Here is a 12227-nt window from a genome sequence, read left to right as displayed (position 1 = left end):
TTCTTCGCCAGGTCGAGCCCGACAGTGGTAACATCCAGCATGACCGTCCTCCTTTGTGGATCCTCGCAGACCCACCTCGGCACATCGATGCCGTCGGGGGGCGGTCACATCATCCGAGCCGTCGAACTGCTGAACCCGAAGACCGTGCTGTTTTTCGCGCTTTTCCTGCCACCCTTCGTCGCGCAGGGTGCGGAACCGGCGAACGCGGGCAACCTGACAACTCAGTTGCTTCTGCTGGGCATCCTGGTGCCGCTTACGGCAATCACCGCCGATCTTCTCGTGGCTGGCTGGGCGGTGCTATTGCCAGGTCCCTGAACGACAGCTGGAGGGCGCGCGAAGCGATGGGCTGGGCGGGTGGCCTGGTCCTGGTCGCAATCGCGGCCAGCCTTGTCCGGGCCGACGTCGGGGCGGCCCTGAACTAGGGTCGTTCATGCCGAAAGAGCGCGCCTCAGCCGCTCGAAACTGCCCGCAATTCCCGATTGCGGGGACGGTTCGGCCAGGAAGCCGTCGAGGTCAGGCCAGACTTTGATGGCCCGGTCGATCTGCGCGTCAGAGCCCGCGGCGTAAAGGCCGGCCTGGATCATCATCTCGGCGCGATCGTAGGCGCCCAGCAACCGCCTCGCCTCGGCGATGACCTGGTTTTCTTCCTCCGACGCGGCATCGGGCAATGAACGCGATACCGACCGAAGCAGATCGATCGCCGGAAACCGGCCGCGTTCGGCTATCCTTCGGTCCAGCACGACATGCCCGTCAAGGACGCCGCGCAGGATGTCCGCGACGGGTTCCTCCATGTCGGACCCGGCAACAAGGACAGAGAAGACCGCCGTGATGTCGCCGGTCCCTTCCGGCCCCGGCCCTGCCCTTTCGGCCAGGCCCATGATCGCCTGGGTCAGCGAAGGCGGATAGCCGCGCAGCGCAGCCCCCTCTCCGCCCGCCAGCGCGACTTCTCGATGCGCCTCGGCAAAGCGGGTCACGCTGTCGACCAGAAGCAGAACATGCCGGCCCTGGTCGCGGAAATGCTCGGCAACCGCCATCGCGGTCAGGGCACACATGCGCCGCATCAGCGGCGACTGGTCGGAGGTTGCGGTCACGACAACGCTGCGCGCCATTCCCTCCGGGCCCAGGACGCGCTCGGTGAACTCCCGCAGTTCGCGGCCGCGTTCGCCGACGAGGGCGATCACGACGACCTCTGCTTCGACCCCGCGGGCGAACCTGGCCAGAAGCGACGACTTTCCGACCCCCGACCCGGCAAAGAGGCCAATCCGCTGCCCGCGCACCAACGGCAGAAGCGTATCGAAAACCGCGACCCCGGTTTCCAGGCGCGGCCCCAGACGACGACGGTTCGAGGCCGCCGGGGCCGGCGCACGCAGGGAACGCGGTCGTGCCCCGCGCAGAAGGGGTTTGCCGTCAAGCGCCTGGCCCATCGGATCGATGATCCGACCGATCCAGCTGTCATCCGGGGCAATCTCGGCCGGGCCCAGCAGTTCTACCCGGTCTCCGATCGCCATCCCGTCGCCCGATGCATCGGGCAGAACCCAGCACCGTCCCGGTGCCAGCCGCAACACCTCCCCTCCCGCCGAGCCGTCCCGGCTGTGAATCAGAACGCGGTCGCCGATGGCTGCCGTCTCAAGACCGTTGACCTCGGCCAGTCCGCGGCGTGTTTCCACCACCCGCCCAACGCGCCGGACCGGCGACCTGGTGGCAATTTCCGCAAGCAGGCCATCGAAAAGTCCGGTCACGGGATTCTCCCTTTGTTCGCTTTCAACCCTTTCTAAACGAATCACCCTTAAGCCTTGGTGAAGCTGGTCGAGGGAGAAGCCCCGATGTTCGAGAAACTGGATCTGACCCGGATGGCGCAGGCACTTGCGGCACATTCCGGGGCGCGCATGGCAGTGATTGCCGAGAATGTCGCGAATGCCGATACGCCGGGCTACAAGGCCAGGGATCTGCCAGCCTTTGCCGAGGTCTTCCACGACAGCGGCGTTTCGATGCGCGCGACGCGTCGTGGCCACCTTACCGCCGACCGGCAAGCCGCAACACCGATTCCGGAACGGGTCAGGGGCCACGCGGCACCGAATGGCAACTCCGTCTCGCTTGAAGCCGAGATGGTGAAATCGGTCGAGGCCCGCCAGTCCCATGACATGGCGCTGGCGATCTACCGGGCCACCTCGGAGGTGATCCGGTCCAGCCTTGGCCGGCCGCGGTAGGGGGTGAGGCATGAGTAACGACCTGATCTCCTCGCTTTCCTTTGCGGCCTCCGGGATGGAGGCGCAGGCCATGCGGCTGCGCCACGTATCGGAAAACATCGCGAATGCCGACACGCCCGGCTACCACCGCAAGGTGATGAGTTTCGAACGCGCGATGGATACCGGGCTGGTCGAAGCCGGCCCGGTGAAACTGGATCGGAGCGAGCTGGTGCGGGTTTACGACCCGGGCCATCCGCTGGCCGATGCAACCGGTCACTACGACGGCTCGAATGTCGATCTGGTGATCGAAATCGCTGACGCGCGCGAAGCGCGGCGCAGCTACGAGGCGAACCTCAGGATGTTCGACCAGGCACGTCAGATGACGCAAAGCCTGTTCGACCTTCTGCGGCGGTAAGGGAGATCCAGAATGGATGTGAAAAGCTCTTTCGTCAGTCAGGCCTACGCGAATGCCCGGCATGCCGCTGCCCCTCAGCCAAAGCCGGGGGCAGCGGACCAGGGCTTTGCACGCCTTGCCGGCAATTTCGTCGAGGCTCTGCAAGAGCATGAAAGGACGGCCCGCGCGGCGATGACCGGCAATGCCGATCCGCATGCCCTGGTGCAGGCGCTTGCCTCGTCGCAGCTGGCCGTCGAAACCGTGGCCACCGTGCGGGATCGTGTCGTCGAGGCCTATCAGGAAATCCTGAGGATGCCGGTATGAGCGGCGGGCTGACCGAAGCGCTGATCTATGACCTGACGCGCCAGGGACTGTGGGTTGCGGTGGTCATCTCTGCCCCGGTCCTGACGGTGGCTCTGGTGGTGGGCGTGGTGATCGGCCTGTTCCAGGCGCTGACCTCGGTCCAGGAGATGACCCTGACCTTCGTTCCGAAGGCCGGCGCGATCCTGGCGGTGTTCTGGCTCTCGATGGGCTTCATGACCACCACCCTTGTCGCCTTCTTCACCGACGCGCTTGTTCCCTTGATTGCAGGAAGCTGACATGGACGCCGCCGGATACGCCACGCTGAACCGCCAGTCGGGCCTGATGCGCGAAATGGGGGTCGTGGCCAACAATATCGCGAACGCTTCGACCACGGGCTTCCGCCGCGAGGGGGTCATCTTCTCGGAATATGTTGCGGCGCTGGATCAGGGGCCCTCCCTGTCGATGGCCCATGCCAGCGGTCGCCACGTCGATCTGACGCAGGCGACGCTCAGCCAGACCGGCGGCCAGTTCGACCTTGCCATCCAGGGTGACGGATTCTTCCTTGTCGAAACCCCGCAGGGCGAACGTCTGACCCGGGCGGGAAGCTTTGTGCCCTCGCCCGAGGGAGAGCTGATGACGCCTGACGGCTTTCGTCTGCTCGACGCGGGCGGCGCGCCGGTCTTCGTGCCACCCCAGACCAGGGGCGTGGCCGTTGCGCAGGATGGCACCCTGTCTGCCGACGGCCAGCCGGTCGCCCAGATCGGGTTGTGGCAACCCGCCGATCCGCTGTCCCTGCGGCACCAGTCGGGCACGCTCTTCTCGGCCGGCGAAGTGGAACCGGCGGAGGGGGCCACGATCCTGCAAGGCATGCTCGAGAACAGCAACGTGGAGCCCGTGTCCGAAATCGCCCGGATGATCGAGGTTCAGCGGGCCTACGAGCTTGGCCAGAAATTCCTTGATGCCGAAGACGAACGTGTCCGCGGCGTCATCACGACCCTTGGTCGATAGGAGGCTTGAATGAAGGCCCTTCAGATTGCCGCGACCGGCATGACCGCCCAGCAGATGAAGGTCGATGTCGTGTCGAACAACCTCGCCAACATGTCGACCACCGGCTACAACCCGCGGCGCGCGGATTTTGCCGATCTGACCTATCAGCAACTGGCGCGCCCCGGCAGCGTGTCCTCGGTGGACGGCAGCATGTTGCCCACCGGGGTCCAGGTCGGTCTTGGAGTGCGACCGGCGGCGGTCTCCGTGGTGATCGGCCAGGGGACGCTGGAGGCGACGGGCGGGGACCTCGACCTTGCGATCGACGGAAACGGCTATATCGAGGTGCAGCTGCCCTCCGGGCAAACGGGCTACACGCGCGACGGTGCCCTCAAGCGGTCGGCCGAAGGGCTGATCGTGACCTCCGACGGGTATCCGGTCGTGCCGGGGATCACCATTCCGTCCGACGCGCGCGGCCTGACCATCAGCCCGTCCGGAGAGGTCTGGGCCGACTTCGCCGATCGTGTTGACCCCGAGCTGATCGGACAACTGACGCTGTCCTCCTTTCCGAACGAGAAGGGTCTGGAGGCCATCGGGTCGAACCTGTTTCTGGAAAGCCCGGCCTCCGGAGCCGCCTTTTCGGGCACACCCGGGCTGGACGGGCTGGGTATCCTGCGGCACGGCTATCTGGAGAGCAGTTCGGTGGATGCCGTGCGCGAAGTGACCGAGCTGATCAAGGCGCAACGCGGCTACGAGCTGAACGCCAAGGTCATCACCGCCGCCGATCAGATGCTGGCAGCAACGACACAGGTGCGCTGATGTGGCGGGTGATACTGCTTCTTGTTGTCGCGCAGCCAGCCTTCGCCGAAAGCGTGGTCGCGTCCCGGACGATCCGCGCGAAGGCAATCGTCCAGCCCGACGACCTTGTTGTCGTCGATGCCGAACTGCCGGGATCGATCCAGGATCCGGCGGCCGCATTCGGTCTGGAGGCGCGTGTCACGATCTACGCTGGCAAACCGGTGCGGCTTGCCGATCTTGGACCTCCCACCATGGTCGAGCGCAACCAGCTGGTGACGCTGGTCTATCTCTCGGGCGGGCTGGCGATTGCGACCGAGGGTCGCTCTCTCGGCCGCGCCGCCGAAGGCGAGTCGGTCCGCGTCATGAACATCGGTTCGCGAAACACGGTCACGGGACGGGTCGGCCCGGACGGAACAGTCTATGTCGGATGGAAAGAATAGGATGATGAAGCGGATACTGATGGTCTCGATCCTTGCGTTGGCAGGGTGCAGCAAGCTGGAACAGGTCGGTCGCGCGCCCGAGTTCTCGGACATCGCCGCAAGCAACCAGCATTACGCGCTGAGTTCCGCAACCTTCCCCTCGGAAGCCAAGCCGCAGGGCGAGACGGTCGCCTCGTCGCTCTGGGGCGCGGGCAACGAGTCGCTCTTCGGAGATCGCCGGGCGACCGGGCGCGGTGACATCCTGACAGTCGTGATCGAGATGAATGACAGTGCCAGTATTTCGAACTCGACCGGCCGAAGCCGCAGCGGCAAGCAGTCCTCTGGCATCCCTGATCTTCTCGGTATTCCGCAACGGATCAACGAAGTCTTGCCGGACGGGGCAAGCATGGATGAGGCCTACGCGGCGAAATCATCGTCCACCTTCAAGGGCTCCGGTTCGGTCAACCGCTCCGAGAAGCTGACCTTGCGCATCGCGGCGACAGTCATCGATGTGCTTCCCAACGGTGTCCTGCGGATCGAAGGTCAGCAGGAGGTGCGCGTGAACTTCGAACTGAGGGAACTGATCGTCACCGGATATGTCCGTCCCAACGACATCTCGCGGCAGAACGAGATCACCTATGACAAGATCGCCGGCGCGCGGATCTCGTACGGAGGGCGCGGCCAGATCACCGACATGCAGCAGCCGACCTACGGTCAGCAGGTCGCCGACATCGTCATGCCGTTCTGACCATGATCGGCAAGATCCTGCCCGTTCTTCTTGCCTTGATCGGCCTGGGCGGCGGAGTCGGCGCCGGATTGCTCTTGCGTCCGAGTTCCGAGGACGCAGAGCACGCCGCGACGGGAGAGGGAGCGGATCACGTTTCGGACGAACAGGCCGACGACCATTCGGCGAACAGTGAGGGCCAGGTTGAAGGGGCAGCCGAATATGTCAAGATGAACAACCAGTTCGTCGTTCCGGTGGTGAAGAACGGGCGCGTCGCCTCGATGGTGGTGCTATCCCTGTCACTGGAAGTCGCGCCCGGAAATACCGAAGCCGTCTATCAGCGGGAACCAAAGCTTCGCGACGCCTTTCTCCAGGTGCTGTTCGATCACGCCAATGTCGGCGGTTTCTCCGGTTCGTTCACCGATGGTTCCAACCTGGTCGTGCTGCGAAACACGCTGAAAGAAGCCGCGGTGCTTGTGCTGGGTGGGGTGGTGACCAACATCCTGATCACCGACATCGCGCGGCAGGACGTCTAAGCTGTGAACCCATGAACAGGCGTTGCATCGGCCGGGGCTCGAGATTCAACTTCTGCGAATAGAGGTGGTTCCTTAGGACGGGCGCGATCTGACGGATACGGATGCAGACCGGGCTGCGATCGGGCCGCTCCTGCCTGACAAGCCATGGGGTGTCTGCCGAGTTGAAGACCGGCATGTGATCAGCGGCGGTTTCCACGCTTTGATGATCGGCGGGCCGCCGAGCGATCTGCGCGCGCGTTATGGTCCGCGGGCGAAGGTCTGCAACCGTCACAGCGGGCGACCAGACCTGCCGATTTATCGTGGTCATGATCGAAATTGACCGCACCGCGCCAAAGTCGGGCACACCCACCCCGACCGGCTGGCACCTTAGCAGTCGGACATGCAGTAAAGCCGGTACAGCGTTTCCAGCACGGCCTCGACCTCGGCACTGGCCAGTCGGTAGTAGATTGTCTGGCCGTCGCGGCGCGTCGCCACCAGGCGCAGCGCGCGCATCTTGCCCAGATGCTGCGAGAGGGCAGCCGGGCTGAGGTGAACGATGGCTGCAAGGTCGCCGACCGATTTCTCACCCGACAGAAGGGCGCACAGAACCAGCAGGCGCCGAGAGTTCGCCATCGCCGCAAGCATGGCGGAAACCTCTTCGGCTTTCGCCTCCAACGGGTTGATTGTTGCGGCAAGGGCATCGGCTTTCATGCTTGACACTTTAGCACTTTCGAATATACTTAGCAATACTGTCGCCGTGCAAGAAAAGGGAATGGCAAATGTCGGATCTCCTGATCGCGCGTTGTGCGTCATTCTAGTGGCGGTTCTGGTGGCATCCCCCCTCGTGCTGCCGTCGGCCGGGTTTCCTGCCGCCTGGGCGCCGGCAGCGATGGGTGTCGTGATGCCTGGGGCGGCCCCCAGGTTCTGCCCGGCCCGCATGATCTTCGGTATCCGGAACTGCCCCGGCACCAAGGCATGAGCGAGGGTCCGGCGGTCGGTAGGTGCCGGTCCGCAGCCTGGCTCACTTGACGGAAAGCGCCTGCGCAGGGTGTCGGATCCTCCCGAACCTGCGCGGCGCCTTCTCTCGGAATCACTCTCCAAACAACGGAGCCCACACCGTATGGTCACTGAATTCACCCCATTCGCATCGTTCGTCGGCGGCGTCCTGATCGGCCTCGGCGCCGTGATCCTGATGGCGCTGAACGGTCGCATCGCAGGCATGACCGCCATGCTTGGCGGCGTGCTGGAGCCGCAAAGTCCCGACAGCCCCTGGCGGCTGGCCTTCCTGGCTGGCGCGATCGCCGCGCCGCTGATCGCCACCCTGATCGGGGCAGAGTTCGCCTTCGCCGCACCCACGACCGGCGTGCTGCTGGCCATCGGCGGGGTCATTGTCGGCGTTGGCGTGACTTACGGGTCGGGCTGCACCTCGGGGCATGGCGTCTGCGGCCTGGCCCGGCTGTCGCCGCGCTCGCTGGTTGCGACGCTGACGTTCATGGCCACGACCTTCCTTACCGTCACCCTGATGCGCCACGTCTTCGGAGACTGATCCCATGAACCGCATCCTCTCTGCCCTTGTCGCGGGTCTCGTCTTCGGCATCGGCATTGCCGTCTCGGGCATGGCCAATCCGGCCAAGGTGCTGAACTTCTTCGATCCTCTCGGCACCTGGGACCCCAGCCTTGCCTTCGTGATGGGCGGCGCGCTCATGACCACATTCATCGGCTACCGCGTGATCTTCGCGCGCCGCCAGGCCCCGCTGTTCGACGCGAAATTCCACCTGCCGACCGCCCGCACGATCGACGCCCGGCTGATCGGCGGATCGGCCCTGTTCGGCCTGGGCTGGGGCATCTCCGGCTTCTGCCCTGGCGGGGCCATTCCCGCGCTGGGCTTCGCGCCCTGGCCGACCGCACTTTTCCTGATCGCGATGGGGGCCGGCATCCTGCTTGCCCGCTGGCTGCAAGCCCTGCCCCGTCGCCAGACCGCCTGATCCCTCCAGGAGGACAGACCATGACCACCTTCGCTCCCGTTCCCTATCCCGTCGATCTTTCGGTCAAGCCCGAAGTCACGGCCTTCTTCGACGAACCGACCAACACCGTCACCTATGTCGTGCGTGATCCGGCCAGCACTTCCTGCGCGGTCATCGACAGTGTGATGGACATCGACTATGCCGCCGGTCGCATCAGCTATGCCTCGGCCGACCGGGTGATCGACTTCATCCAGAAGAACGGCCTGACGCTGGAATGGCTGATCGAGACCCATGTCCATGCCGACCACCTCTCGGGCGCGCCCTATATCCAGGAAAAGCTGGGCGGCAAGATCGGCATCGGCGAGAACATCACCATCGTGCAGGAAACTTTCGGCAAGGTGTTCAACGAAGGGACCGAGTTCCAGCGCGACGGCAGCCAGTTCGACCGGCTGTTCAAGGACGGCGACACCTACAGGATCGGCGGCATGACGGCCTTTGCCATGCACACGCCGGGCCACACGCCGGCCTGCATGACGCATGTGATCGGCGATGCGGCCTTTGTCGGCGACACCCTGTTCATGCCCGACGGCGGCTCGGCCCGGGCCGATTTCCCCGGCGGCGACGCGCGCACGCTGTACCGTTCGATCCGGCGGGTGTTGTCGATGCCCGGCGAGACACGGCTCTTCATGTGCCATGACTACGGCCCGAACGGCCGCGAGATCCGCTGGGAAACCACGGTGGCCGAGCAGCGGGCGCACAACATCCATGTGCGCGACGGAATCACCGAGGATGAATTCGTGCGGATGCGCGAGGCGCGCGACGCGACGCTTGCCATGCCCAAGCTCATCATCCCGTCCTTGCAGGTGAACATGCGCGGGGGCGAACTGCCGCCGCCGGACGAAAGCGGCAAGCGGTTCCTCAAGGTGCCGCTCAACACACTCTAGGCGATCCGCCCGGTTCAACGCCCCAGGACAGGACAAGCCTCGTGACCTTCCTCAAGCCCCTCCTGCCGATCCTCGGCTGGGCTCCGGCCTATTCCCGGACCGATGCCCAGAGCGATCTGGTCGCCGCCGTGATCGTGACGATCATGCTGGTGCCGCAGAGCCTGGCCTATGCCATGCTGGCGGGCCTGCCGCCACAGGTGGGGCTTTATGCCTCGATCCTGCCGCTGATCGCCTATACGGTCTTCGGCACCAGCCGGGCGCTGGCGGTGGGGCCGGTTGCGGTGGTCTCGCTGATGACGGCGGCGGCGGCGGGGCAGGTCGCGGCACCGGCAAGCGCCGAATACCTGACCGCCGCGATCACGCTGGCCTTCCTGTCGGGCCTCGTCCTGGTGGCGATGTCGGTGCTGCGGCTGGGGTTTCTGGCCAATTTCCTGTCGCATCCGGTGATCTCGGGCTTCATCACCGCCTCGGGCATCCTGATCGCGGCCAGCCAGCTGAAGCATCTCCTGGGCATCAGGGCCGAGGGCGACACCCTGCCGCAGCTTGTGACCGGCCTCGTGGAGAGGATCGGCGGCTTCAATCCCTATACGCTTGTCATCGGTGTTGCGGCGACGGCATTCCTGTTCTGGACACGCAAGAACCTCAAGCCGCTGCTGATCGCGAGGGGCCTTCGGCCCCGCCTGGCCGACCTGATCGCCAAGGCCGGGCCGGTGGCCGCCATCCTGGTCTCGATCCTGGCCGTGGTCGGCTTCGGGCTGGCGGAGAAGGGCGTGAAGATCGTCGGCGACATCCCCGCCGGCCTGCCGCCCTTTGCCATGCCGTCCTTCGACCTTGGGCTCTGGCAGCAGCTTCTGCTGCCCGCCGTGCTGATCAGCCTGGTGGGCTTCGTGGAATCGGTGTCCGTCGCGCAGACGCTGGCGGCCAAACGGCGGCAGCGGATCGTGCCGAACCAGGAACTGACCGCGCTCGGCGCCTCGAACATCGCCTCGGCCCTGTCGGGGGGCTATCCGGTGACCGGCGGTTTCGCGCGGTCGGTGGTGAACTTCGACGCCGGCGCCGAGACGCCGCTGGCCGGGGCCTTCACAGCCGTCGGCATCCTGGCCGCCACGGTCTTCCTGACCCCGCTGTTCCGGTTCCTGCCCCAGGCGGTGCTGGCCGCGACGATCATCGTGGCGGTGCTGTCGCTGGTGGACATCGCCGCCATCCGGCGCACCTGGGCCTATTCCAAGGCCGACTTCGCCGCCATGGCCGTCACGATCCTGACCGTGCTGCTGGTGGGGGTGGAGGCCGGGATCACCGCCGGCGTGCTGCTGTCGCTGGTGCTGTTCCTGTGGCGGACCTCGCGGCCGCACATGGCCATCGTCGGCCTGGTGCCGGGAACCGAGCACTTCCGCAATGTCGAGCGGCATCAGGTCCTTACCGATCCTTCGATCCTTACGATCCGGGTGGACGAAAGCCTGTATTTCGCCAATGCCCGCGCGCTGGAGGATGCGATCTACGACCGCATCGCCGACCAGCCCGCGCTGAAGCATGTCGTGCTGATGTGCCCGGCGGTGAACCTGATCGACGCCAGCGCGCTGGAAAGTCTCGAGGCGATCGCCCACCGCCTCGATTCGGCCGGGGTCGGCTTCCATCTGTCCGAGGTCAAGGGGCCGGTGATGGACGCTCTCAAGCGGTCGGACTTCATGCAGCATTTCAAGGGCCGGATCTTCCTGTCACAGTTCGAAGCCTTCACCACCCTCGGCGGACTGGCGCGATAGGCGGGACAGGGCGTTCGGGAGATTGCCTTGCGGGGAGATTCGTGATCCAGATCAAGGCATGACCGCGCTGTCCGCCTAGACTGGTGCGAACGGAGGGTGGCATGGATCTGGTTCCGCTTCTCGATCATATGGACGAGGGCCTCGTGGCCGTTCTCATGGGGCTCGTGACCGGGGCCGTGTTCGGCGTGGCGGCGCAGCGGTCGTCCTTCTGCCTGCGGGCCGCGACGGTGGAGTTCGCGCGCGGTGCGCTCGGGCCACGGGTAGCGGTCTGGCTGCTGGCCTTCTCGACGGCGGTGATCTGGGTGCAGGGGGCGGTGCTTCTGGGCCTGTTCCGCAGCGAGGAGGCGCGGATGATGGCGGTGACCGGGTCCTGGTCGGGCGCGGTGATCGGCGGGCTGATGTTCGGCGCGGGCATGGTGCTGGCGCGCGGCTGTTCGGGGCGGCTTCTGGTGCTGGCGGCGACGGGGAACCTGCGGGCCGTCGTCTCGGGGCTGATCTTCGCGGTGGTGGCGCAGATGTCGCTGCACGGCTGGCTCGCCCCGGCGCGGGCCTGGATCGCCGGGCTCTGGGTCACGCCGGGCGGGGCGAACGTGAACCTGCTGCACGCCCTGGGTCTGCCGGAGGGCGCGGGCCTGCTCCTGGGGCTGGCGATCGCGGCGCTGGCCTTCCACCTGGTGCGCCGCAACGGGCTGGGGCTGCGGGCGATGGTCTTTGCCTCGGGCGTGGGCTTTGCCGTGGCGCTGGGCTGGGTGCTGACCTTCAGTCTGGCGCAGGTCGCCTTCGAGCCGGTGAGCGTGACCTCGGCCACCTTCTCGGGTCCTTCGGCCAACATGCTGATGTTCTTCCTGACCGAGAACCCGGCGCTGGATTTCGACATCGGGCTGGTCCCCGGCGTCTTCCTCGGGGCGCTGGTCGCGGCCTGGGCCGGGCGCGAGGTGAAGTTGCAGGGGTTCGAGGGCGAGGGGCAGATGCGGCGGTCGATGACCGGGGCGGCCCTGATGGGGTTCGGGGCGATGCTGGCGGGCGGCTGCGCCATCGGGGCGGGGGTCACGGGAGGATCGATCTTCGTGGCCACGGCCTGGCTGGCGCTGTTCTGCATGTGGGTCGGCGCCGGGGTCACCGACTGGCTGGTCGATCAGGGCGGACTGGCGCGCCGCGCCGCTGCCTGAACCCGCTGACCACGCGCGGTGAGGTTTCGAGATTCAATAAAAACAACGGCTTGCCCGTGGGCGTTTA

The 12227-nt window shown here is 65.9% G+C and carries 17 protein-coding genes and 1 pseudogene; 16 read left to right on the top strand and 2 right to left on the bottom strand.

What is annotated here, in order from left to right; all coding sequences use genetic code 11:
- Positions 1–315: pseudogene (locus G8O29_RS08000) on the top strand (hypothetical protein); the annotation flags it as partial.
- A gap of 113 nt (positions 316–428) precedes the next feature.
- Here G8O29_RS08000 and G8O29_RS07995 read toward each other — a convergent pair.
- A complete protein-coding gene (locus G8O29_RS07995) occupies positions 429–1739 on the bottom strand; it encodes a FliI/YscN family ATPase (protein WP_166402706.1) in 1311 nt (436 codons plus the stop codon).
- 84 nt (positions 1740–1823) lie between these two features.
- On the opposite strand from G8O29_RS07995, the gene G8O29_RS07990 reads away from it, so the two are divergent.
- Genes G8O29_RS07990 through G8O29_RS07950 form a run of 9 tightly spaced genes read left to right on the top strand, consistent with a single transcriptional unit; the run spans position 1824 to position 6344 of the window.
- Positions 1824–2207 (top strand): FlgB family protein, encoded by a 384-nt coding sequence (locus tag G8O29_RS07990; protein WP_166402705.1) that lies wholly within the window; start codon positions 1824–1826, stop codon positions 2205–2207.
- Between the two features lie 10 nt (positions 2208–2217).
- Positions 2218–2601: a flagellar basal body rod protein FlgC gene (gene flgC, locus G8O29_RS07985; protein ID WP_166402704.1), complete on the top strand. Its 384-nt coding sequence runs from the start codon at positions 2218–2220 to the stop codon at positions 2599–2601.
- A 12-nt stretch (positions 2602–2613) separates the two neighbouring features.
- Positions 2614–2904, top strand: coding sequence for a flagellar hook-basal body complex protein FliE (gene fliE, locus G8O29_RS07980; protein ID WP_166402703.1), 291 nt, complete (start codon positions 2614–2616; stop codon positions 2902–2904).
- Positions 2901–3179 carry a flagellar biosynthetic protein FliQ gene (locus G8O29_RS07975; RefSeq protein ID WP_437440800.1) on the top strand — a complete coding sequence of 93 codons (279 nt, stop codon included), beginning with the start codon at positions 2901–2903 and terminating at the stop codon, positions 3177–3179. The genes fliE and G8O29_RS07975 overlap by 4 nt, the downstream gene beginning before the upstream one ends.
- A 1-nt stretch (position 3180) precedes the next feature.
- On the top strand, positions 3181–3891 hold the full coding sequence (locus G8O29_RS07970; protein WP_166402702.1) for a flagellar hook-basal body complex protein: 711 nt from the start codon (positions 3181–3183) through the stop codon (positions 3889–3891).
- 9 nt (positions 3892–3900) lie between these two features.
- A complete protein-coding gene (gene flgG, locus G8O29_RS07965) occupies positions 3901–4686 on the top strand; it encodes a flagellar basal-body rod protein FlgG (protein ID WP_166402701.1) in 786 nt (261 codons plus the stop codon).
- On the top strand, positions 4686–5105 hold the full coding sequence (gene flgA / locus G8O29_RS07960) for a flagellar basal body P-ring formation chaperone FlgA (RefSeq protein ID WP_166402700.1): 420 nt from the start codon (positions 4686–4688) through the stop codon (positions 5103–5105). Before flgG ends, flgA begins: the two co-directional genes overlap by 1 nt.
- Before the next feature lie 4 nt (positions 5106–5109).
- The gene (flgH, locus tag G8O29_RS07955; RefSeq protein ID WP_166402699.1) at positions 5110–5832 is read left to right on the top strand and encodes a flagellar basal body L-ring protein FlgH; all 723 of its coding nucleotides are present in this window, start codon (positions 5110–5112) and stop codon (positions 5830–5832) included.
- A gap of 2 nt (positions 5833–5834) precedes the next feature.
- The gene (locus tag G8O29_RS07950) at positions 5835–6344 is read left to right on the top strand and encodes a flagellar basal body-associated FliL family protein (protein ID WP_166402698.1); all 510 of its coding nucleotides are present in this window, start codon (positions 5835–5837) and stop codon (positions 6342–6344) included.
- 366 nt (positions 6345–6710) lie between these two features.
- Here the strand turns inward: G8O29_RS07950 and G8O29_RS07945 are convergent, their stop codons facing one another.
- Positions 6711–7034, bottom strand: coding sequence for an ArsR/SmtB family transcription factor (locus G8O29_RS07945; protein WP_166402697.1), 324 nt, complete (start codon positions 7032–7034; stop codon positions 6711–6713).
- On the opposite strand from G8O29_RS07945, the gene G8O29_RS18800 reads away from it, so the two are divergent.
- From G8O29_RS18800 to G8O29_RS07915, 6 genes are all read left to right on the top strand, one after another.
- Positions 6967–7302 (top strand): YgaP family membrane protein, encoded by a 336-nt coding sequence (locus G8O29_RS18800; RefSeq protein WP_367890145.1) that lies wholly within the window; start codon positions 6967–6969, stop codon positions 7300–7302. The two genes, G8O29_RS07945 and G8O29_RS18800, sit on opposite strands and share 68 nt — an antisense overlap.
- A gap of 141 nt (positions 7303–7443) precedes the next feature.
- On the top strand, positions 7444–7869 hold the full coding sequence (locus G8O29_RS07935; protein WP_166402695.1) for a YeeE/YedE family protein: 426 nt from the start codon (positions 7444–7446) through the stop codon (positions 7867–7869).
- A gap of 4 nt (positions 7870–7873) precedes the next feature.
- Entirely contained in the window at positions 7874–8308 is a 435-nt protein-coding gene (locus G8O29_RS07930) for a DUF6691 family protein (RefSeq protein WP_166402694.1), read from the top strand.
- Between the two features lie 20 nt (positions 8309–8328).
- Positions 8329–9231, top strand: a complete 903-nt coding sequence (locus G8O29_RS07925; RefSeq protein WP_166402693.1) for an MBL fold metallo-hydrolase — start codon at positions 8329–8331, stop codon at positions 9229–9231.
- A gap of 41 nt (positions 9232–9272) precedes the next feature.
- Entirely contained in the window at positions 9273–10991 is a 1719-nt protein-coding gene (locus G8O29_RS07920) for a SulP family inorganic anion transporter (RefSeq protein WP_166402692.1), read from the top strand.
- Positions 10992–11092: 101 nt separating this feature from the next.
- A complete protein-coding gene (locus tag G8O29_RS07915) occupies positions 11093–12160 on the top strand; it encodes a YeeE/YedE family protein (protein ID WP_166402691.1) in 1068 nt (355 codons plus the stop codon).
- Positions 12161–12227 lie beyond the last annotated feature (67 nt).

It is taken from the genome of Rhodobacter calidifons, assembly GCF_011174775.1.
GTDB classification, from domain to species: domain Bacteria; phylum Pseudomonadota; class Alphaproteobacteria; order Rhodobacterales; family Rhodobacteraceae; genus Tabrizicola; species Tabrizicola calidifons.
The sequence above is the reverse complement of the archived record's forward strand: the minus strand, read 5'-3'. Positions and strand labels throughout refer to the sequence as shown.

What these genes read in the sequence shown, in the direction of transcription:
- G8O29_RS07930 (WP_166402694.1), top strand. Translation starts at nt 7,874, where the DNA reads ATGAACCGCATCCTCTCTGCCCTTGTCGCGGGTCTCGTCTTCGGCATC.
- G8O29_RS07970 (WP_166402702.1), top strand. Translation starts at nt 3,181, where the DNA reads ATGGACGCCGCCGGATACGCCACGCTGAACCGCCAGTCGGGCCTGATG.
- G8O29_RS07950 (WP_166402698.1), top strand. Translation starts at nt 5,835, where the DNA reads ATGATCGGCAAGATCCTGCCCGTTCTTCTTGCCTTGATCGGCCTGGGC.
- G8O29_RS07915 (WP_166402691.1), top strand. Translation starts at nt 11,093, where the DNA reads ATGGATCTGGTTCCGCTTCTCGATCATATGGACGAGGGCCTCGTGGCC.
- G8O29_RS07945 (WP_166402697.1), bottom strand. Translation starts at nt 7,034, where the DNA reads ATGAAAGCCGATGCCCTTGCCGCAACAATCAACCCGTTGGAGGCGAAA.
- G8O29_RS07975 (WP_437440800.1), top strand. Translation starts at nt 2,901, where the DNA reads ATGAGCGGCGGGCTGACCGAAGCGCTGATCTATGACCTGACGCGCCAG.
- flgH (WP_166402699.1), top strand. Translation starts at nt 5,110, where the DNA reads ATGAAGCGGATACTGATGGTCTCGATCCTTGCGTTGGCAGGGTGCAGC.
- flgG (WP_166402701.1), top strand. Translation starts at nt 3,901, where the DNA reads ATGAAGGCCCTTCAGATTGCCGCGACCGGCATGACCGCCCAGCAGATG.
- G8O29_RS07935 (WP_166402695.1), top strand. Translation starts at nt 7,444, where the DNA reads ATGGTCACTGAATTCACCCCATTCGCATCGTTCGTCGGCGGCGTCCTG.
- G8O29_RS07990 (WP_166402705.1), top strand. Translation starts at nt 1,824, where the DNA reads ATGTTCGAGAAACTGGATCTGACCCGGATGGCGCAGGCACTTGCGGCA.
- G8O29_RS18800 (WP_367890145.1), top strand. Translation starts at nt 6,967, where the DNA reads ATGGCGGAAACCTCTTCGGCTTTCGCCTCCAACGGGTTGATTGTTGCG.
- flgC (WP_166402704.1), top strand. Translation starts at nt 2,218, where the DNA reads ATGAGTAACGACCTGATCTCCTCGCTTTCCTTTGCGGCCTCCGGGATG.
- flgA (WP_166402700.1), top strand. Translation starts at nt 4,686, where the DNA reads ATGTGGCGGGTGATACTGCTTCTTGTTGTCGCGCAGCCAGCCTTCGCC.
- G8O29_RS07925 (WP_166402693.1), top strand. Translation starts at nt 8,329, where the DNA reads ATGACCACCTTCGCTCCCGTTCCCTATCCCGTCGATCTTTCGGTCAAG.
- fliE (WP_166402703.1), top strand. Translation starts at nt 2,614, where the DNA reads ATGGATGTGAAAAGCTCTTTCGTCAGTCAGGCCTACGCGAATGCCCGG.